Below are 19833 nucleotides of genomic sequence, written 5' to 3'. Positions count from 1 at the left end.
GCGGCGCGCGCGGCGAGGGGGTGGGGCGTGGCCTGTACGTCGACGGGGCGGCGCGCGGCCCGGCGCCGGCCCCGCGGGCCCCCGGCCCGTACGGCAGGCCAGGCCGCTCGCGCCCCGGCCCGGGCCCCGGCGCCGCCCGCCCCGAAGCCCGAGCCCCCTCCACTACGGCGTCGCTCGGCGGGTTCCCTGCACCGCCAGGACGACCAGGCCGACGCCCAGCCAGATCACGCCGACCACCTGCGCGGACGGCGCCGCCTCGACGATCACCGCGACCAGGATCGCCGCGCCGATCGCCGGGGCCACGAGGTGGGGGAGCCAGCGTGGAGGCCCCGCCATGCGGCGGATCGCGAACCAGCCCACCACGCTCGCGTGGAGCAGCACGAAGGCCGTCAGGGCGCCGATGTCCACGACCGAGACCAGGTGGTCGAGCCCGTCGTCGCGGCGGGCCGCCCACACCGCGGCGATCATCGTCACCGTCGCCGACACCAGCAGCGCCACCCTCGGCACACCCGAGTCCGTACGGGCCAGGACGTGCGGGAGACGCCGGTCGCGGCCCATCGCGAAGAGGAGCCGGCCCCCCGCCGCCTGGCCCGCCAGCGCCGCGAAGGCCGCGCCGATCGCCTTCGAGACCGCCACCAGGTCGTGCAACCAGTCGCCGACCGCCGAGTCCACCGCGTCGTAGAAGGCGGAGCCCTGCTTCGCCGGATCCGCGGCGAGCTGCGCCGAGGAGACCGGCTCGAGCAGCGCCACCAGCCACGTCTGCGCCACGAACAGCACCCCGGCAAGCGCCAGGCAGAACAGCACCGCCCGCGCCACCTTGGCCGAGCCCCCCGTCACCTCCTCCGCGAAGGACGCGATCGCGTCGAAGCCCAGATAGGACAGGACCGCCACCGACACCGCCCCGAGGACCGCCGCCGCCGAGAACCCGGCGTCGCCCGTGAGCGGCGACCACCAGTCCCGCCGCGCCCCGTCCCGTACGAGCACCACGATCGCCGACACCACGAAGACCATCAGCACCGCGATCTCCATGGCGAGTACCGCGAAGCCGACCCGGGCGGCCGCCCGCACGCCCCACAGGTTGAGCAGGGTCGTCACGACCACCGCGACACCCGTCCACACCCACCGGTCCACCCCGGGGACCAGCGCCTCCATCGCGATACCGGCGAAGAGATACGCGACCGCCGGGATGAGGAGGTAGTCGAGCATCGCCATCCAGCCGGCGACGAAGCCCGGCCCCTCGCCCAGCGCCGTCCGCGCGTACGTGAAGACGGACCCGGCCCGCGGCGCGACCCGCACCATCTGCGCGTAACTGAAGGCGGTGAACGCCATGGCGACCGTCGCCACCAGGTACACGAGCGCGACCGCCCCGTGCGACTTCGCGTCGAGCGTGCCGAAGACACCGACCGGGGCCATCGGCGCGATGAACAGCAGCCCGTACACGACCAGATCCCGGAACCCCAGATTTCGCCGGAGCCCCTCGTGCCCGGCGGCCTCCGCCACCTGCGCTTCCTCAGCCATGGCGTCAGTCTCGGCCACGACACCGCCCCATCGGCCGATCAAAACGCCGACCGGTGCGGCCTTACGATGGGACGCATGACTGCAACGCCCGCGTCGACGCCCGCGACGAACCGCCCGAAGCGTGTCCTGCTCGCCGCTCCCCGCGGATACTGCGCGGGCGTGGACCGCGCCGTGATCGCGGTGGAGAAGGCCCTGGAGCAGTACGGGGCCCCGATCTACGTCCGGCACGAGATCGTCCACAACAAGTACGTCGTGCAGACCCTGGAGCGGAAGGGCGCGATCTTCGTCGACCAGGCGACCGAGGTGCCGCCGGGCAACATCGTGATGTTCTCCGCGCACGGCGTCGCCCCGACCGTCCACGAGGAGGCCCGCCAGGGCCGCCTGAAGACGATCGACGCGACCTGCCCGCTGGTCACCAAGGTCCACAAGGAGGCCGTCCGGTTCGCCAAGGAGGACTTCGACATCCTCCTCATCGGCCACGAGGGTCACGAGGAGGTCATCGGCACCTCCGGCGAGGCCCCCGACCACATCCAGCTCGTCGACGGCCCCGAGGACGTCGCCAAGGTCGAGGTCCGGGACCCGTCCCGGGTCGTCTGGCTCTCCCAGACGACGCTCTCCGTCGACGAGACCATGGAGACGGTCGACGCGCTGAAGGAGAAGTTCCCGCAGCTCATCTCGCCGCCGTCGGACGACATCTGCTACGCCACGCAGAACCGCCAGCTCGCCATCAAGGAGCTCGCCGGCCAGGCCGAGCTCGTCATCGTGGTCGGCTCCAAGAACTCCTCGAACTCGCAGCGCATGGTCGACGTCGCCAAGCAGGCCGGCGCCCCCGCCGCGTACCTGGTGGACTTCGCGAGCGAGATCGACGAGACCTGGCTCGAGGGCGTCACCAGCGTCGGCCTCTCCTCCGGCGCCTCCGTCCCGGACGTGCTGGTCCAGGAGGTCCTGGAGTGGCTGGCCGAGCGCGGTTACGCCGACGTCGAGCTGGTCAAGACCGCCGACGAGTCGCTCACCTTCTCGCTGCCCAAGGAGCTCCGCAACAAGGACCTCAGGGCCGAGGCGGAGAAGCTCCTCAACGGCTGAGCCCCCGGCCCGTACGGTGGTGTCCATGAACGTCTTCGGAGTGGACATCGGCGGATCGGGCATCAAGGGCGCCCCCGTGGACCTCGACCGCGGCGACCTGACCGAACCTCGCCACAAAGTACTCACCCCGCAGCCCGCGACACCCGACGGTGTCGTGGGCGGCGTCGTCGAGGTCGTACGGAACTTCGGCTGGTCGGGGCCGGTCGGCGTCACCTTCCCCGGGGTGGTGACCGGCTCCACGATCCGTACCGCCGCCAATGTGGACAAGGGCTGGATCGGCGTCGACGCGGGCCGGCTGATCGGCGAGCGGCTCGGCGGCCTGCCGGTGACGGTGCTGAACGACGCCGACGCGGCCGGCATCGCGGAGATGTCCTTCGGCGCCGGCCGGGGCCGCACGGGCACCGTCATCCTGCTGACCCTCGGCACCGGCATCGGCTCCGCCGTCTTCACCGGCGGCCGGCTGCTGCCCAACACCGAACTCGGCCACCTGGAGCTCAAGGGCCACGACGCCGAGACGCGAGCCTCGGCGAAGGCACGCGAGGACGAGGACCTGAGCTGGGAGCACTGGGCGACGAAGCGCCTGCAGAAGTACCTGGCGCACGTGGAGATGCTGTTCTCGCCCGAGCTCTTCATCATCGGCGGCGGCGTCAGCCGCAAGGCGGACAAGTTCCTGCCGCTGATCGAGGGCATCCGGGCCGAGATCGTCCCGGCGGAGCTCCAGAACAACGCGGGCATCGTGGGCGCGGCGATGGCGGCGGCGGGAGCGGGGCTGGCCGGGGGAGCGGGCTAGCGGGCCGTGCCGTTACGGGGCGGGGGCGGGGGAGCGGCCCCGGCCACCGCCCCCGCCACCGCGCCGGTCCCGGCCACCGCCCCGGTCCCGGCCGCTAGCCGCGTTCGGGGGCCGGGCGGCGTACGGGGCGTACGGGGGAGCCGGGGGAGCCGAGCGCGGCGATCCGCTGGCGGCGGCCCATGTCCCGCACCTTCCGGACGCTCGCGATCACTCCGGCCACCAGGGTCCCGCCGTACAGCCAGCCCGCGTGCACGGCGAGCGCCGTGACCAGGGCCATCGCCTGGCCGCCGACCCCGCCCGTACCGCCCGAGATCGGCACGACGCCGACCGCGAAGGCGATCGGCACGCTGATCGGCGCGGTGACGAGGTCGGCGGTCCTGACCCAGAGCGCGGTCAGGGCGCTGACCGGCAGGAACAGCAGCCCGAAGACGAGCGGCGAGCCGTCGAACAGCAGCCAGTCGAGGAAGCCGATCACCAGCATCACGGCCGAGGCGAACAGACCCGCGCCGAGACCGGTCAGCCGGGGGCTGGGCAGCCTGCGCAGCGCCACGACCACCGGCGGCGCGGGCCGCTCCAGGCGCGGCCGGCCCGGTCGCGGCCGGGCGGCGACGCGATAGACCTCGGCGCCCTCGACCATCGCGCCGGGCGGCGTCAGAGGGGCCTGCGGCCGTCCCCCGGCGGGGCGGCGGGGCTGCGGCTTGCGTGTCCTGTGCTGCTCCACCCCACCAACGTAGGTCGGAAGGGGCCGGGAACCGGGTGCGGGACACGCCCTTTGGGTGACCTTGGCGCGAAGAGCGCCGTCCCGGGTCGGTGCGGTGCGCCCGTAAACTGGGGGAACACCGCATCCACTCCTTATAGGGAAGTCGCCACCGTGTCGCTCACGATCGGAATCGTCGGCCTGCCGAATGTCGGCAAGTCGACCCTGTTCAACGCCCTGACCAAGAACGACGTGCTGGCGGCCAACTACCCGTTCGCCACGATCGAGCCCAACGTCGGTGTGGTCGGCGTGCCGGACGCCCGCCTGACCAAGCTGGCGGAGATCTTCTCCTCGCAGCGGATCCTCCCGGCCACGGTCGACTTCGTCGACATCGCCGGCATCGTGCGCGGCGCGAGCGAGGGCGAGGGCCTGGGCAACAAGTTCCTGGCGAACATCCGCGAGTCGGACGCGATCTGCCAGGTCATCCGCGCCTTCAAGGACGAGAACGTCGTGCACGTCGACGGCAAGGTCTCGCCCAAGGACGACATCGAGACGATCAACACCGAGCTGATCCTCGCCGACCTCCAGACCATCGAGAAGGTCCTGCCGCGCCTCCAGAAGGAGTCCCGGATCAAGAAGGACGTGGCCCCGAAGGTGGCGGCGGTCGAGGCGGCCAAGGAGATCCTGGAGAGGGGCGACACCCTCTTCTCGCAGGGCATCGTCCAGGGCTCGGAGAACGCGGAGCTCCTCCACGACCTCCACCTGCTGACCACCAAGCCGTTCCTCTACGTCTTCAACGTGGACGAGGACGAGCTGACCGACGAGGCGTTCAAGGACGAGCAGCGCGCCCTCGTCGCCCCGGCCGAGGCGATCTTCCTCAACGCCAAGCTGGAGGCCGACCTCGCCGAGCTCGACGAGGAGGACGCCATGGAGCTCCTCCAGTCCGTCGGCGCCGAGGAGCCCGGCCTCGCCACCCTCGCCCGCGTCGGCTTCGACACCCTCGGCCTCCAGACCTACCTGACGGCCGGCCCCAAGGAGTCCCGCGCCTGGACCATCAAGAAGGGCGCCACGGCCCCCGAGGCGGCCGGTGTGATCCACACCGACTTCCAGAAGGGCTTCATCAAGGCCGAGGTCATCTCCTTCGCCGACCTCGTCGCCACCGGCTCCGTGGCCGAGGCCCGCGCGGCCGGCAAGGCCCGCATGGAGGGCAAGGAGTACGTCATGCAGGACGGCGACGTGGTGGAGTTCCGCTTCAACGTCTGACCGGACGTGGACCAACGGCCTGACCTGCGAGAAAGCGGGTCAGGCCGTTGCGTTGTCCGCACCGGTCCGCAGGACCTGGAGCGGCTTCGGCGGGCTGGAGGTTCACGGGTTCCACCGGTCGCAGTACTCGATGTGGATCTCGCGGGCGGCGTCGCCGAGGATGCCGGCGTTCGAGTGCAGCATGGTGCAGAAGTGCGCGTAGCCGGGGTGGACCGGGACGTGGCCCGGTCCTTCGCGGGCGACCTCGAGGAACTGCCGCGCGGTCTCCCGGAACACCTTCGCGCTGCCGGTCATGAACAGGGTCTCGGCATGAAGATGCTGGTGGAACAGGTCGCGGTTCTCCCGGTAGTGACGTGCCGCGTAGTCGGTCACCGCAACGTCGTCCTGCTCCGCCTCGGGCAGGCTCACGGTCTGGGGACGCCCGGGTCCGAGGCGCCCTCGCACCTGCTTCCAGCGTGAGGGGGCGAACTGGAGTGAATGGTGCAGGAGCACGAGGTCGAGCGGGAAGCCGACACCGTCCGGCACCGCCCCGGCCGGTGGGTCATTGGCTCGCATGGGCAGGTGGATCAGCGAGCGCGGTGAGCGTGCGGCGAGCATCCACAGTCCGGCGACGCTCCGGGCGGCGTCCTGGTCGAGATAGGCGTTCAGGTACCGGTCCTGGTCGATGAGCACTGCATGGGTCAGAGGCCGGGCGGGCCGGACGACTCTGAACTCATCGGCGCCCAAGCGGGCCTGATGTATGACGACGGGTAGCTTCATGGCTGCTCCATTGTGGTGCGACGGCTGACTTCGTTGGCGTCCGGTTCAGCCGCTGCGTCGGTTGTGGACGCGTGGAGGCCGGGTTTCTCGTCCTGGCCAGGACCCGCGGTGGTGTTCGGCGCCCTGGACCACGACGGCCAGCCCGCCGGTTAGCGCTCGATCACGTAGCCGTAGCCGACCTCCTCGGGGTGCTGGAACGGCATCGGTCACCTCTCCGGGTACAGGTCGGTACGGTCGATCCAGGTGGGGGCGACGAAGATGTTGCTGCTGGTGGGGGCTTCCGAGGCTTCCAGCAGGGACCAGGTGCGGGACTCCTCGACCAGGTGCTCCCAGGGCGCGGTCCAGTCGAGTTCCCAGTCCAGGGCCGGGCCGGAGACGCCGTATGTGCCGCCGGCGTCCACTCGCCAGAACTGGGAGTAGAGGATCACTTGGGCGTGGTCGGCCAGGTCGTTGATGATCTCGGTGAAGTGGGCTGAAGGCCAGCCGGGGGCGTTGTCCGCAGTGATGGGTCGTAGGCGCGCGGTGAGCGGCGGGACGACGGGGGTGCGGGCGCCGAGTTCGGTCAGGGCCCAGCGGATGCCGCCGGGCTCGGTCCAGTCCGGCGGGGTCCCCCGTTCCAGGCAGGCGCGGTAGGCGCGGCGCAGGGGCTCTATGGCGCCGTCGATCTCCAGGCTCGCCAGGGCCATGGCCGCCCATTCGTGGACGGTCGGATTGTCGCTGTCCAACAGGCCGATGAGAGCGGGGCCGCAACGAGGATCGCCCACCTCCTCGAAGACCTCGATGGCGGTCAGTTGACCGAAGCCGCCGAGGGAGGGCAAGCCGTTGATGACGGCGGGTATGGCGTCGGCGCCAAGCAGGATCAACTCCGCGCGGGCGTCGTAGGACGCGTCGGCCTTGCCGTCGAGCTGCTGGACGAGTGTCTCGATGCGGGAGGTCATGACGCGGAGTGGTCCCGGCGCCAGAAGGTGGGGCGCCAGGTGGGGTCGAGGGGCTCGTCCTCGGTCGGCGGGCGGACGTCCCGGCGGCCGTGTTCGTCGCAGGCGCCGACGTCCTGGTAGTTGCGCTGGGCCTCGATCAGAGAGACCTTGTTCGCGCCGCCGGCCATGGTCGGCCAGCGGAACTGGACCCCGTCGTCCTCCCAGAAGCAGACGGGGCAGATCTCATACGAGCCGGGCATCGCGTCCAGCACGCGGTGCCCGCAGCAGGGACAGGGGAAGCGGTCGCTCACCTGGGCAGTCTCCCTGCCGGCTCTGCCGGTGCGCCATGGATTTCTCGCCCCCCGCCCGCCCGGCCGGTCCGCAGCCGGTCCGCAGGACACCCCAAAGCGGCCGTCGGGCGGGGGACCCGTCAGGTTATCGCTGTCGGCTGCCGGGAGGCATACTGCGGGCGGATGATCGACGAGCGAGGGGGATCCTTGAAGCTGGCCGAGGCGCTGGCGCTGCGGGCGGACGCGGCGCGGCGGGTGGAGCAGTTGCGTGCCCGGGTGGTCGGTAACGCCCGCTATCAGGAGGGCGAGGCGCCGGCGGAGGACGCGGCGGGGCTGCTGGCCGAGGCGGATCAGGTGCTGGAGGAGCTCGAGTCCCTGATCCGGAGGATCAACCGGACCAACTCCGCGGCCGTGATCGACGGTGGCGGGACCCTCACGGACGCGCTGGCGCGCAGGGACGTGCTGCGGCTGCGGCACGCCCTGCTCACCGCGGCGGCCGACGCCGCCGCCGGCCGGGACCAGCACGGCATGGTCCGGCAACTGCGGTCCGAGCTGAAGATGCTCTCCGCGCTTCCGGTCGCGGAACTGCGCGCCCGGGCCGATGTCGTCGCCCGTGAGATCCGCGAGACCGACGTCCTGATCCAGCGGTCGAACTGGGAGATCGACCTGCTGGACTGAGCGGGACGGTGCTCGATGTGGAGCAGGTAGTCGTCACGGAGGCGTGCACAGGCCGAGGGCCGGCGGTGAAACCGGTCCACGCTGGTGCGCGGAGAGCAGCGCGGGGGTTCGAGTCCCCGGATCACACAGCCGCTCAGCACACAGCACAGGTGACCGTGCACAACGCACAGTTCATCACCACGTGCAGATCCGGACGGCGAGGGCGGGATCGGGGATCTCCACATCACGAAGGCCGCGCCGCGGGAGGGCGACAAGGGAGCGTTAGCCGTACGCAAGCGGGACGGCAAGGGTGGGCGGGAAGGTGTAGGTGGCACCGAATGCGGGGCCGTCCGACCTTGAACCGGGGGAGAACCATCATGCGTACCCACCACCGCAAGCAGACCGTCCTGGCCGTCGCGGCCGCCGCCGTCCTCTCGCTGGGCCTGACCGCCTGTGGCGGTGACGAGGGCGGGAGCCGCGACGAAGGCGCCGCGACCACGACCACGTCCACGCAGGTCACGCCCGAGGGCGGCGGCCAGAAGAGCGCCACCGGGGGCACGACCACCGGTGGTTCCACGGCCGGGGACGCGACCACCGGTGGTTCCACGGCCGGTGGTTCGACCGGCGGCAAGGCCGCCGCCGCGACCTCGGCCGGGTCGACGTCCGCGTCCGGCTCCTCGGCCGGGGCCCGGACCTGCACCTACAAGGACGTCAAGGTCACCGCGGCCAAGGTGGACGAGACGCCCACCGAGCACATCGTCCTCACCGCGACCAACACCTCCGGCCGCGCCTGCCGCCTCGACGGATACCCGCTGATCGCCTTCGGCGAGATCCAGACCGCCAAGGACATCCCGGCGGTCGCCAAGAGCAAGCCGGCCGCGCCCGTCGTCCTGCAGCCGGGTGCCCCGGCGTACGCCAATGTGCGCGTCGTCCTCGGTGGTGTCCACGAGGACAACAAGGTCGTCACCTCCTTCAACGTGAACCTCTTCGCCGCCGGCGCCCCCGCCGAGGGCAGCATCGTCGTCAAGGCTCCGGCCGGCGGCCTGGCCGTCAACGAGTCCGCCGCGAAGACCGGCTACTGGACGCCGGAACTCCGGAACGGTGCCGACGAGTTCTGAACCGCCCGGGCGGCCTTTGCGTCCCCCACCCCATGAAGGACGGAATCGGCTTTCTCGCCGTGCTCGGCGGGTTCACCACCGCGCTCGTGGTGTGGGGGATTGGCGCCACTCCCGCTCTGACCGGCGGATTCGAGGGCGAGGGGCGGGACTTCAGCCTGGTGTGGATCGAGCTGCCGCTGATGCTGCTCGGCATCCCCGCCCTCGCTCTCGGCGTCTGGGCCCTGCTCCGCCGGCGCTCCTCGGTGCTCCTCGCCCTCGCCGTCGTCGTGACGCTCGCCATGGCGGGGTGGGCGAGCGAGGAGTGGCTGCAGGCGCGAGTGCCGGACTTCCGGTACGAGGAGGGCGCGGCCGGTCGGTCCGCGTGACACCCGCGGTCCGGGCCTCGGCGGTCCGGGCCTCGGCGGTGCGGGCCCAGCGGTGCGGGCCTCGGCGGGGCGGGCCCCCTGCGGGTCCGGCGCCCTGCGGCCCGGCCCCTCGACGGTGCCTATTCGCCCGACGGATCCGCCGCTGCCGCCAGGCCCGTCTTCGCTCCCGCCCCGCACAGGGGCAGGACCGCCGTGCCGGGGCCCGGTGGCGTCGCGCGTACGGCCGCCCAGCAGGCGACCGCCGTCGGCTCCACGTACAGGCCGCGCCGGGCCAGGTCCAGTTGGGCGGCGCGGATGCTGTCCTCCGGCACGGTGAGGAAGGTGCCGCCGGAGGCCCGTACGGCCCGGAGGATCTGTGCCGCGCGCGGCGGGTTCGGGATCGCGATGCCCTCGGCGAGTGTGGGACGGGCGACGGCCGCAGCCGGAGCCGACAGGCCGTCCGCCCCCGACAGGTCGCCCGCGCCAGCCCGGTTGCTCGCGCGAGCCCGGTTGTCCGCGCCGGCCCGGTTGTCCGTGCCGGCCCGGCCGGCCGCGCCATCCGGGTCGTTCGCCCCCGCCCTCTCGTTCGCCCCCGCCCGGCCGCCCCCGCCCACCAGGTCGTCCGCGCCCGCGTGGAAGGCGGCGGCCAGGGGGGAGACGGCCTCCGCCTGGACGGCGACGAGGGCGGGGCGGCGGTCGACGAGCCCGTGGCCGTACAGCTCCTCGACGGCGAGGGCCGCGCCCAGCAGCAGCGTTCCGTTGCCGACCGGCAGCACGAGGGTGTCGGGCAGTCTGCCGCCGAGGTCCTCCCAGATCTCGTAGACGTACGTCTTCGTGCCGTGGAGGAAGTGAGGGTTGTACACGTGCGAGGCGTAGAAGACCCCGGGCTCGTCGGCGGCCGCCCGCGCCGCCCGTGCCGTGGCCTCGCGGTCGCCGGGGACGACGAGCGTACGGGCGCCGTGGGCGCGGATCTGCTCCAGCTTCTTCGGGGAGGTCCCCTCCGGTACGTAGACGGCGCAGTCCAGTCCCGCGCGGGCGCAATACGCGGCGACGGCCGTGCCGGCGTTGCCGCTGCTGTCGGCGATCACGGTACGCGGCTCCAGCCGGCGCGCGAGTTCGGCGAGCATGACGGCGCCGCGGTCCTTGAAGGACAGGGTCGGCATGAGGAAGTCGAGTTTGGCCGAAACCGTATCGGTGAGGGGGACCAGCGGCGTCCGGCCCTCGCCGAGGGAGACCGGGGGCACCCCGCCGGTCCCGGTCACCCCACCGCGTGCGGCCGCCCCGGCCGCCCCCGTAACCCGGGCGATCCCGGTGGCCAGCGGTAGTGCTTCCGCGTAACGCCACAATGAATTCACGCGTGACGGAAGTGACGCGAGAGGCACCGGCGCGCTCGCGACGGCGAGGTCCCACGGGCCCCGACAGCGGGGACAACACCAGGTGAGCGCGGTGCCAGGGGCCCGCGTACCGCACCGCGGACACACGTAGTCGGTCATGATCTCCAGCATGGCAGCCGTGTGGCGGCGGCGTTACGGGGCGGGCGGAACCCTTGTGTGATTCCTATGGATCCGTCAATCTTTCGCTCGGCACCCGGACTCGGCGAGCGGCGTGGAGCCACGCTGCCTTGTCATGTCCCTGCTAAACGCTTCACCGCTCGACCACCCCCACAGCAACGCACCACCAATGAGGAGGACCCCTCACATGTCCGTGATGCGTGATTCGCGGCGCAGACTCGCCGCAGCCGGCGCCATAGCCGTCGCAGCCCTCGCGCTCGGCTCCCTCTCCGCCTTCCCGGCCACCGCCGCCGGGACCACCGCCGAAGGCGTCATCCTGAACGCCGGCGCGGAGGGGACCGTCCCCAACAGCTACATCGTCACCCTCCGCGAGTCCGCCGCCCAGGCGGAGACCGCGCAGGGACGGGCCGTCGCGACGAAGTTCGGCGCCAAGATCAAGCGGACGTACACCGCGGCGCTCAACGGCTACTCCGTCGAGCTCTCCGAGGCGCAGGCCAAGAAGCTCGCCGCCGACCCGGCCGTCGAGTCCGTCAGCCAGAACCGCGTCTTCACCATCGACGGCACCCAGCCCTCCCCGCCGTCCTGGGGCCTCGACCGGATCGACCAGAAGGCCCTCCCGCTCAACCAGAGCTACACCTACCCGGACAGCGCGGGCCAGGGCGTCACGGCGTACATCATCGACACCGGCGTCCGCATCAGCCACAGCGACTTCGGCGGCCGGGCCGCCAACGGCTACGACGCGATCGACAACGACAACACCGCGCAGGACGGCCACGGCCACGGCACCCACGTCGCCGGCACCGTCGCCGGCACGGCGCACGGCGTCGCCAAGAAGGCGAAGATCGTCGGCGTCCGCGTCCTCGACAACTCCGGCTCCGGCACGACCGAGCAGGTCGTCGCGGGCATCGACTGGGTGACGCGCAACGCCGTCAAGCCGGCCGTCGCCAACATGAGCCTCGGCGGCGGCGTCGACACCGTCCTCGACGACGCCGTGCGCCGGTCGATCGCCGCCGGCATCACCTACGCGGTCGCCGCGGGCAACGACAGCTCCAACGCCTCCAACTACTCCCCGGCGCGCGTCGGCGAGGCCATCACGGTCGGCTCCACGACCAACACGGACGCCCGCTCCAGCTTCTCCAACTACGGCAGCGTCCTCGACATCTTCGCTCCGGGCTCCTCCATCAAGTCGGCCTGGAACACCAACGACACCGCCACCAACACCATCTCCGGCACGTCGATGGCGACCCCGCACGTGGCCGGCGCCGCCGCCCTCTACCTGGCGGACAACCCGACGGCCACCCCGTCGGCGGTCTCCACGGCCCTGGTCAACGCCGCCACCCCGAACGTGGTCACCAGCCCGGGCACCGGCTCCCCGAACCGTCTGCTGTACGTCGGCGGCGGCACCACCACCCCGCCCGGCCCGCGCTTCGAGAACGCCGCGGACTACACGATCAACGACAACGCGACCGTCGAGTCCCTCGTCACCGTCAGCGGCGTCGCGGGCAACGCCCCGTCCGCCCTCCAGGTGCCGGTGAACATCGTCCACACCTACATCGGTGACCTCCAGGTCCAGCTCATCGCCCCGGACGGCACCGCGTACACGCTCAAGGGCTTCGGCACCGGCGGCAGCGCGGACAACATCAACACCACGTACACGGTCAACGCCTCCTCCGAGGTCGCGAACGGCACGTGGAAGCTCCGGGTCACGGACAACGCGAACTACGACACCGGGAAGATCGACTCCTGGGCGCTGCAGTTCTGACACCGCGAGCGGCTGAACCCGTAGCAGTACGTGAGTGAGTGAGTGACTGAGTGAGTGACTGAGTGACTGAGTGAGGGGCGGTCGCCGATCCGGCGGCCGCCCTTCCGGCCTTCCTGCTCGTCCACCCGCCCGCCCCCTGTCAGTCCTCCTCTCAGTCCTCCCGTCAGTCCTCCTCGAAGACGTACGGCACCGGCTCGGCCACCCAGCCCGCCGCGAGGACCAGGCGCGAGGTGCGGTGCACGGTCAGGAAGCCGAAGGGCCGGTCGATGTCGAGGTCGATGCGGCGGACCACGTACGGCGTCGACGGCGCGGCCCCGGCGGGCATGCCGATCGCACGGAGGCCGCCTCGAAGCCTTTCGCGCCGAATCGGGCCATCGCCGCCTGGTCGGCCTGCCGGACGGACAGCGGCGGGACGTCACAGACGCCCGGGAAGTGACCGACGGTGCCGTCCCGCGCGGTGGTGAGGCCGAACAGCTCGTGCAGGGCGGTGAGGTCGTGCTCCGCCGTGAGCGAGAACGGCGAGGTCGTCACCGAGAGATACGGCTCCCGGGAGGTGCCGCGCACGTGGCGGACGTTCAGTCCCGGGCCGGGCTCGCCCAGCGGCAGCAGGTCGCCCGGGACGGTACGGAAGGTGCCGGCCAGGACACCCACTCCCGCCTTCAGCACGGCGCCGCACTCCGCCTCCTCCGGGCCGAGCAGCAGATGGACATCGACCCCGGTGCTTCCCAGCACCCGCAGCACCGTGAGCGGGCCCGCGTCCGTCTCCGCCACGCCGACCCGGTCGAGCAGGCCGGTCGTGCGGTGCAGCGCGGCGAGCGCCCGCTCGGCCCAGGGGCCGGAGTCGGGCAACATGCCCCCCTCCACGAACGGCCGCAGCCAGCTCGTCCGTACCGCCTGCGCGGTCGCCAGGACGAGGTCCGTCTCCTCGGTGACCCGTACGGGCACGGCCGGGATCAGGCCACCCGTGCGCTCCGCCGCCCACGCGTCAAGCAGCCGCTTGCTCTCCGCGTCGTCCGCGCCGAGGCGGCCGAGCGTGGCCTCCGGCAGGCCGGCCGCCCAGGAGTCCCGCGGCCGCACCCACGGGCGCGTCCACAGGCCGACGGCCGAGCCGACCCCGGGGACACGGGCCAGGGCGGCGAGCAGTTCGCGGGCCGCGCCCGCCGCCCGGTCGGCCGGCATGCCGAGCGCGTCCTCCAGTTCGGTCCTCGCCGGGCCCGCGGCGCCGTCCGCGAGAAACGCGAGCAGGGGCCAGACACCGCTCGCCGACAGGACCGTGTCCCGGCCCGGCGGCAGGGCTCCGGCCCACCGCGCCGTGAGGCGGTTGACCGCCCGTACCGTCGAGACCCGCATGCCGCCCCCCGCTCACGGACCACGTACGATGCGCGCGCCCGTTCGACTCTCTGATTCTCCGAGCGTCCGACCCGTCCGACCCGTCCGATCCGTTCCGATCCCCCGGACTTGCCGCCCCAACAGGAGCACCGTACTCGTGGACCCGTTCCAGCCGCCTCAGGATTCCCCGTCCCCGCAGCAGCCCCCGCAGCCGCCGCGCCAGGGCGGGCCCGCGCCCGGCCCGCAGGCGTCTCCCGGCCCGTACGCGTCTCCCGCTCCGCACGGGTCTCCCGGTCCGCATGTGTCCTCCGGTCCCTATTCCGCCCCGGGCTCCTACGCCTCCCCCGGCCCGTACAACTCCCCGCCGCCCGGTCCGTACGGCCCCGGCGGCCCCTACGGTCCCGGCGGGCCGGGAGCGCCCGGACCGTACGGGGCGCCGGGCCGGAGCACCAACGGACTGGCCGTCGCGTCCCTCGTCTCCGGCATCGTGTGCTGCCTGCCGCCCCTCGGGCTGATCTTCGGCCTCATCGCCCTGCCGCAGATCAAGAAGAAGCACCAGAAGGGCAAGGGGATGGCGATCGCCGGCATCGCCCTCTCCTCCGTCGCCTGCCTGCTCATGGCCCTGGGCTTCGCGAGCGGCGGGTTCGGCGAGGCATGGCGCGACTTCGACAAGGGCATGGACGAGGCCGCCGAGTCCCAGTCGCCGTTCGCGCTGAGCAAGGGCGACTGCTTCCGCGTCGACGGCAAGCTGGAGGCGTACGCCACCGACGTGAAGACGGTGCCCTGCACCACGCCCCACGAGGGTGAGGTCACCGGCGAGTTCAAGGTGTCCGGCTTCACCCGGTGGCCGGGCGAGGACGCGATCGACCGCATCGCGGAGGACCGCTGCGAGGACGTCAACAGCGCGTACGCGCTGGACACGTGGGCGGTCCCGGAGGACGCGCTGAGCTACTACTACATGCCGACCCGAGAGAGCTGGCGGGGCGGTGACCGGACCGTGACCTGCGCGTTCGCCACCGAGAGCAAGCCCTTCACCCGCTCCCTGCGCAGCGACGCGAGCACGCTCGACGCCGACCAACTGCACTTCCTGAAGCAGATGAACCCCATCGACGACGCCCTCTTCGAGGAGCCCGACAAGGACGCGGACGAGGACCTGGCGGCCAACAAGGCATGGGCCCGGAAGGTGCACCGGGCCGTCACGGGCGCGGGCGACGGGCTGCGCGGGCGCACCTGGCCCGCCGCCTCCGCCGCCCCGGTCGGCGAGCTGACGAAGAAGCTGGACGCCGCCGCGTCGAAGTGGCAGGCGCTCGCCACGGCGAAGGACTCGGACGCGTTCTGGGAGGTCTACGAGGACGCCTATGACGCGCTCTCGACGGACTTCGAGTCGAAGTCCCGCTCCGCGCTCGGGCTGACCGACACGCTCGAGGAGGGCGGCGCGAACGGCGGCGGGACCGGTGGCGGGACCGGTGGCGGCAGTGGCAGTGGCGGCGGCAGTGGCGAGGGTGCCGGTCAGAAGGTCTGAGGCCCCCGGGTTACGGCGCTCGGGCCCCGGTCCAGGGCCGCGCGTCGACGGGCGGCTGCTCGACGGAGCGCCGAGCGGGGCCGGCTCCCGGGGAAGTGAGCCGGCCCCGCTCGCCTGCGGGCCGGGGCGGCGGCCCGTGACCGACCGCCGCCCCGCGCGTGCCCGCCGTCGGCGGGCGGGCACGCGGTCCGTGGCCCGCTGTCCGCGGTCCGTGGGCCGTGGGCCGTGGTCCGTGGGTCTACGGACGACGGCCCTCGGCCGGTCAGGTCAGCGGCGGTCGCCGAGGACGCCGTCCACCGCAGTGATCAGCTCGCCGTCCGGGGTGTCGCCGTCGAGCGACCAGAACATCGCGCCGCCGAGCCCCCTGGCCCGTACGTACGCCGACTTGGCGCGCAGCACCCACGGGTCGTCGTACGTCCACAGGGTGGTGCCGTCGAACAGCCAGGCATGGCCGTTCCTCCGGTCGCGGTGCAGGGTGTACGTGCCCGAGTCCGCGAGCTTCTTCAGGGCCTTGTAGTCCTCGTAACCGTTCGCCCACGTCGCCGGGGCGGGGCCGCCGGCCGGCTGCCCGAGGCCGTCGCCGCCGCCCGTGACGCCCGTCCAGCCCTGGCCGTAGAACGGCATCCCGACCACCAGCTTGCGGGCCGGTGCGCCGCGCCGCAGCCAGTCGTCGACGGTCTGGTGGACGCTGAAGTCGCCACGGGGCGCGAAGAGCGCGGACTGCTGGGCGGTGGTGGACTCCCAACTGCCGTGGAAGTCGTAGCCCTGGAGGTTCACGAAGTCCAGGTCGCGCATGATCTTCGGGACCTCGAAGCCGGCGTCGATCTTGGCGGGCGCGGTCGGCACGAAGGCGGTGAGCTCGTAGCGCTTCCGCTGCTTCTGGGACCGTGCGTAGGCGTCGAGCTGCGTGCGGAACTCCCGTACGAGCGCGGTGAAGTTCTGCTTGTCCTCGGGCCGGAAGACGGTGTCGGTGTCACCCGCGGAGCCGGGCCACTCCCAGTCGAGGTCGATGCCGTCGAAGAGGCCGGCCGCGGCCCCCGCGCCACCCCGGGCGCCGTCGACGGGCAGGTTGCCCTTGATGTAGAGGTCGATGCAGGAGGCGACCAGGGCCTTGCGGGAGGCGGGGGTGCGGGCCGCGTCCGAGAAGTGGGTGGACCAGCTCCAACCGCCCAGGGAGATCATCACCTTGAGGCCGGGGTGCTTGGCCTTGAGTTCGCGCAGTTGGTTGAAGTTGCCGGCCAGCGGCTGGTCCGGGGTGTCGGCGACGCCGTCGACGGAGCCGGCGGCGTCGAGCGGGCGGACGTAGTCGGCCCAGGCGTCGGCCTCGCCGGGGACGTTGCCGGTGAAGCACCGGCCGTCCGCGCCGACGTTGCCGAAGGCGTAGTTGACGTGACTCAGCTTGGCCGCGGTGCCGCTGGTGTCCAGGTCCTTGACCTGGAAGTTCCGCCCGTAGACGCCCCATTGGGTGAAGTAGCCGACGCGCTTGTACGCGGGCTTGGCGGGGGCCTCGTGGGCGGCGGTGCCGGCGCTGGCGGCGGGGGCGAGGCCGGCGAGGAGGCCGAGGGAGACGGTGGCGACGGACAGCCGGAGAAGAGGTCTGCGACGCATGGGGCTCGTTCCTGTGCGGGGGATGCCGGAAGGGAGCTGTGCGCACAGGACCGTATTGGTCTGGACCATTAACGTCAAGGATTCCGACGGCAGTTCGGTGGCTATATCTGCGGTGGGCGTCCACGTAAAGGCAAGTCATCACTTCGAGTGAAACCCTGGCCCATGCTTGCGGCTGTGCACCCTCGGTCGTCAGTCTGTAGCTGACAGTCAAGCTGAGGGGAGTGTCCAGTGACGTTCGGTGAGCAGCCCGCCTATCTGCGTGTGGCGAGCGATCTTCGGGAGAAGATCGCCAACGGCTCGCTTCCTCCGCACACCCGGCTCCCCTCGCAGGCGCGCATCCGCGAGGAGTACGGGGTCTCGGACACCGTCGCACTGGAGGCGCGCAAGGTCCTCATGGCGGAGGGCCTGGTCGAGGGCCGCTCCGGTTCGGGGACCTATGTGCGTGAGCGGCCCGTGCCGCGCCGGATCGCCCGCTCCGGATACCGGCCCGCCTCGGGCGCCAACCCCTTCCGCCAGGAGCAGGCGGCCGAAGGCGCGCGCGGCACCTGGGAGTCGAACAGCGAGCAGGAGCCGGCGAGTGTCGAGGTCGCCGCACGCCTCGGCGTCGAACCGGGGGAGCGGGTGATGCGCACCCGGTACGTCTACCGGGACGCGGGCGAGGCGATGATGCTCTCCACCTCCTGGGAGCCCCTGTCCGTCACCGGCCGGACTCCGGTGATGCTGCCCGAGGAGGGCCCGCTGGGCGGCTGCGGCGTCGTCGAGCGGATGGCGGCGATCGACGTGGTCGTGGACAACGTGGTCGAGGAGGTCGGCGCCCGCCCCGGGCTCGCGGAGGAACTGCTGACCCTGGGCGGCGTGCCCGGTCATGTGGTCATGGTCATCGAGCGGACGTACTACGCGTCGGGGCGCGCGGTCGAGACCGCCGACGTGGTGATCCCGGCCGACCGCTACCGGATCGCGTACCACCTGCCCGTGCGCTGACGCGGCGCCGCCCCGCCCCGTGACGACTCGTCACGCCTTCTCGCCCTCCTGACTCCTCACTCCTCCCCTTCCCTCACTCCCCTCGCGCCTTCCGGGTTCGGCGCTCGGCTCGTCCTCATGTCGGTGCCGTGCGTCCCCAGGACGGCCCGCGGGGTCCGCTCTCCGGCCTCTCTCCGCCGGTTACCGGCCAGATCCGTATCTCTTTGTGAAAACCCGTATCCGCTGTGTAAAGGTCAGGCGTAGGCTCAGGCATATGCGCAGTGCGGTTTCCACGAGATCGTCAGACACAGCCGGGCCGGCGGAGGGAGAAGTCCGATGAGCGAAAGCGGTCCCGTCCTTCCCTGGCTCGTCATACGGCAGGACGACAACGGCAACCGCTACCGCGTCGGCCGGTACGCGACCGAGGACGAAGCCCAGAAGGTCGCCGACAGCCTGGACAGCCGCGGACACAAGCAGCTCTACTCGGTGGAGCGCGTCGGCCAGCCCGCGCTCTGAGTCTCCGTCCCGGGGGCGGGTTAGGCTCCCGGGCATGACCGATCGCAGTGCCGGCCCCGTCGTGGTCGTCGCCGGAGCCCTCTATCGACACGGGCGGCTCCTCGCCGCGCGGCGCAGCGCGCCCGCCGAGCTGGCGGGCCGCTGGGAGCTCCCCGGCGGCAAGCTGGAGCCGGGGGAGGGCCCCGAGGCGGCGCTGATCCGGGAGTTGCGCGAGGAGCTCGGCATCGAGGTCGAGGTCGGTGAGCGCATCCCGGGTGAATGGCCGCTCAAGCCCGGCTACGTCCTGAGGGTCTGGACGACCCGGCTGCGCTCCGGTGAGCCCCGGCCGCTCCAGGACCACGACGAGCTGCGCTGGCTGGCCCGGCACGAGCTGGACGCCGTCGACTGGCTCGACCAGGACCGCCCCGCCGTCGCCGAGGCCGGCCGCCTACTGCCTGCCACCCCCGGGGCCCCCGTCACCCCCGCGGCCCCCACACCGACCGGTGGCTCCGCCCCGGCCGGTGACCCCTCCGCGTCCCCCGCTCGCACCGCCTCCGGCGGCCCCGCGCCGGAGGACGGCGCGCGCCGCTGAGTCCTACGCCGTTCGTGCCACCGTGCGCCGACTGGCGCGCCGGGCGCGATATCCCACTCCGAATATCGGGTATGTCCTGAATAACCCCCCGAAATAGGACGTGGGCCCCGTGATCGACACCGAAGGCGACCGCGCCGAGTGGCACTTCCCCGCGGAGGCCAACGCCGTGCGCACGGCCCGCCACGCGGTGCGGGACGCCCTGAGGGGCTGGCAGCTCGACGCGGTGATCGGGGACGTGACCGTTCTGCTGGTCAGCGAGCTGGTCACCAACTCCCTGCGCTACGCCTCCGGGCCCATCGGCGTCCGCCTGGTCCTGCTCCGATCCGACGCGAGCGGCCCCGGGCGCGGCCCCGCGCTCCTCGTGGAAGTCTCGGATCCGCTTCCGGACGGGCCCACCGAGCGCCCCGCGGGCCCCGACGACGAGGGGGGCCGAGGACTCCAGCTCGTCGCCTGTTCCGCCCGTCGCTGGGGTACCCGAGCAGGACGGACCGGGAAAACCGTGTGGTTCGAGCTGGCCCTGCCGGGTGAGTAAAGAGGGTGGGACGACGATCAGCGGGCCTCGGCCGGAAACGAACGAGACCACCCTGTGATCGTGAACGTCGTGCCGACGGGGACCAT

The 19833-nt window shown here is 72.3% G+C and carries 21 protein-coding genes; 12 read left to right on the top strand and 9 right to left on the bottom strand.

The window, feature by feature from the left end:
• Positions 1-162 precede the first annotated feature (162 nt).
• Positions 163-1518 (bottom strand): APC family permease, encoded by a 1356-nt coding sequence (locus ABZ135_RS05575; RefSeq protein WP_356692074.1) that lies wholly within the window; start codon positions 1516-1518, stop codon positions 163-165.
• 66 nt (positions 1519-1584) lie between these two features.
• Here ABZ135_RS05575 and ABZ135_RS05570 point away from each other — a divergent pair, with 66 nt between their 5' ends.
• Both ABZ135_RS05570 and ppgK read left to right on the top strand, forming a co-directional pair.
• The gene (locus ABZ135_RS05570; RefSeq protein WP_356692072.1) at positions 1585-2601 is read left to right on the top strand and encodes a 4-hydroxy-3-methylbut-2-enyl diphosphate reductase; all 1017 of its coding nucleotides are present in this window, start codon (positions 1585-1587) and stop codon (positions 2599-2601) included.
• Positions 2602-2626: 25 nt separating this feature from the next.
• Positions 2627-3391 carry a polyphosphate--glucose phosphotransferase gene (gene ppgK / locus ABZ135_RS05565; RefSeq protein ID WP_356692070.1) on the top strand — a complete coding sequence of 255 codons (765 nt, stop codon included), beginning with the start codon at positions 2627-2629 and terminating at the stop codon, positions 3389-3391.
• Between the two features lie 94 nt (positions 3392-3485).
• On the opposite strand, the gene ABZ135_RS05560 is transcribed toward ppgK, so the two are convergent.
• A complete protein-coding gene (locus ABZ135_RS05560; protein WP_356692068.1) occupies positions 3486-4112 on the bottom strand; it encodes a DUF6542 domain-containing protein in 627 nt (208 codons plus the stop codon).
• 150 nt (positions 4113-4262) lie between these two features.
• Here ABZ135_RS05560 and ychF point away from each other — a divergent pair, with 150 nt between their 5' ends.
• On the top strand, positions 4263-5351 hold the full coding sequence (gene ychF, locus ABZ135_RS05555; protein WP_356692066.1) for a redox-regulated ATPase YchF: 1089 nt from the start codon (positions 4263-4265) through the stop codon (positions 5349-5351).
• Between the two features lie 102 nt (positions 5352-5453).
• Here the strand turns inward: ychF and ABZ135_RS05550 are convergent, their stop codons facing one another.
• The 3 genes from ABZ135_RS05550 to ABZ135_RS05540 all read right to left on the bottom strand — a co-directional run bounded on the left by ABZ135_RS05550 (position 5454) and on the right by ABZ135_RS05540 (position 7338).
• Positions 5454-6110 (bottom strand): hypothetical protein, encoded by a 657-nt coding sequence (locus tag ABZ135_RS05550; RefSeq protein ID WP_356692064.1) that lies wholly within the window; start codon positions 6108-6110, stop codon positions 5454-5456.
• Between the two features lie 206 nt (positions 6111-6316).
• Positions 6317-7048 (bottom strand): HEAT repeat domain-containing protein, encoded by a 732-nt coding sequence (locus ABZ135_RS05545; protein ID WP_356692062.1) that lies wholly within the window; start codon positions 7046-7048, stop codon positions 6317-6319.
• Positions 7045-7338 (bottom strand): CPCC family cysteine-rich protein, encoded by a 294-nt coding sequence (locus ABZ135_RS05540; RefSeq protein ID WP_356692060.1) that lies wholly within the window; start codon positions 7336-7338, stop codon positions 7045-7047. Before ABZ135_RS05540 ends, ABZ135_RS05545 begins: the two co-directional genes overlap by 4 nt.
• A gap of 186 nt (positions 7339-7524) precedes the next feature.
• Between ABZ135_RS05540 and ABZ135_RS05535 the strand changes: the two genes are divergently transcribed.
• From ABZ135_RS05535 to ABZ135_RS05525, 3 genes are all read left to right on the top strand, one after another.
• The gene (locus tag ABZ135_RS05535) at positions 7525-7995 is read left to right on the top strand and encodes a DIP1984 family protein (protein ID WP_356692324.1); all 471 of its coding nucleotides are present in this window, start codon (positions 7525-7527) and stop codon (positions 7993-7995) included.
• A 356-nt stretch (positions 7996-8351) separates the two neighbouring features.
• The gene (locus tag ABZ135_RS05530) at positions 8352-9092 is read left to right on the top strand and encodes a DUF4232 domain-containing protein (RefSeq protein WP_356692058.1); all 741 of its coding nucleotides are present in this window, start codon (positions 8352-8354) and stop codon (positions 9090-9092) included.
• Between the two features lie 32 nt (positions 9093-9124).
• Positions 9125-9457 (top strand): hypothetical protein, encoded by a 333-nt coding sequence (locus tag ABZ135_RS05525; protein ID WP_356692056.1) that lies wholly within the window; start codon positions 9125-9127, stop codon positions 9455-9457.
• Positions 9458-9576: 119 nt separating this feature from the next.
• On the opposite strand, the gene ABZ135_RS05520 is transcribed toward ABZ135_RS05525, so the two are convergent.
• The gene (locus ABZ135_RS05520) at positions 9577-10941 is read right to left on the bottom strand and encodes a pyridoxal-phosphate dependent enzyme (RefSeq protein ID WP_356692055.1); all 1365 of its coding nucleotides are present in this window, start codon (positions 10939-10941) and stop codon (positions 9577-9579) included.
• A 193-nt stretch (positions 10942-11134) separates the two neighbouring features.
• Between ABZ135_RS05520 and ABZ135_RS05515 the strand changes: the two genes are divergently transcribed.
• Positions 11135-12709, top strand: coding sequence for a S8 family serine peptidase (locus ABZ135_RS05515; protein WP_356692053.1), 1575 nt, complete (start codon positions 11135-11137; stop codon positions 12707-12709).
• Positions 12710-12872: 163 nt separating this feature from the next.
• On the opposite strand, the gene ABZ135_RS05510 is transcribed toward ABZ135_RS05515, so the two are convergent.
• Complete coding sequence (locus ABZ135_RS05510) at positions 12873-13001, bottom strand: hypothetical protein (RefSeq protein WP_356692051.1); 129 nt, start codon at positions 12999-13001, stop codon at positions 12873-12875.
• A complete protein-coding gene (locus ABZ135_RS05505) occupies positions 12953-14059 on the bottom strand; it encodes a serpin family protein (protein ID WP_356692049.1) in 1107 nt (368 codons plus the stop codon). The genes ABZ135_RS05510 and ABZ135_RS05505 overlap by 49 nt, the downstream gene beginning before the upstream one ends.
• A gap of 280 nt (positions 14060-14339) precedes the next feature.
• On the opposite strand from ABZ135_RS05505, the gene ABZ135_RS05500 reads away from it, so the two are divergent.
• Positions 14340-15560, top strand: a complete 1221-nt coding sequence (locus ABZ135_RS05500; RefSeq protein ID WP_356692048.1) for a DUF4190 domain-containing protein — start codon at positions 14340-14342, stop codon at positions 15558-15560.
• Positions 15561-15827: 267 nt separating this feature from the next.
• On the opposite strand, the gene ABZ135_RS05495 is transcribed toward ABZ135_RS05500, so the two are convergent.
• Positions 15828-17168, bottom strand: a complete 1341-nt coding sequence (locus tag ABZ135_RS05495; RefSeq protein ID WP_356692046.1) for a glycoside hydrolase family 18 protein — start codon at positions 17166-17168, stop codon at positions 15828-15830.
• 228 nt (positions 17169-17396) lie between these two features.
• On the opposite strand from ABZ135_RS05495, the gene ABZ135_RS05490 reads away from it, so the two are divergent.
• The 4 genes from ABZ135_RS05490 to ABZ135_RS05475 all read left to right on the top strand — a co-directional run bounded on the left by ABZ135_RS05490 (position 17397) and on the right by ABZ135_RS05475 (position 19747).
• Entirely contained in the window at positions 17397-18149 is a 753-nt protein-coding gene (locus ABZ135_RS05490) for a GntR family transcriptional regulator (protein ID WP_356692044.1), read from the top strand.
• 315 nt (positions 18150-18464) lie between these two features.
• Complete coding sequence (locus ABZ135_RS05485; protein ID WP_356692042.1) at positions 18465-18644, top strand: SPOR domain-containing protein; 180 nt, start codon at positions 18465-18467, stop codon at positions 18642-18644.
• 34 nt (positions 18645-18678) lie between these two features.
• Entirely contained in the window at positions 18679-19215 is a 537-nt protein-coding gene (locus ABZ135_RS05480; RefSeq protein WP_356692040.1) for a (deoxy)nucleoside triphosphate pyrophosphohydrolase, read from the top strand.
• 100 nt (positions 19216-19315) lie between these two features.
• A complete protein-coding gene (locus tag ABZ135_RS05475) occupies positions 19316-19747 on the top strand; it encodes an ATP-binding protein (RefSeq protein ID WP_356692038.1) in 432 nt (143 codons plus the stop codon).
• Positions 19748-19833: the final 86 nt, after the last annotated feature.

The organism is Streptomyces sp. NPDC006339, from assembly GCF_040612775.1.
Taxonomy (GTDB): domain Bacteria; phylum Actinomycetota; class Actinomycetes; order Streptomycetales; family Streptomycetaceae; genus Streptomyces.
The sequence above is the reverse complement of the archived record's forward strand: the minus strand, read 5'-3'. Positions and strand labels throughout refer to the sequence as shown.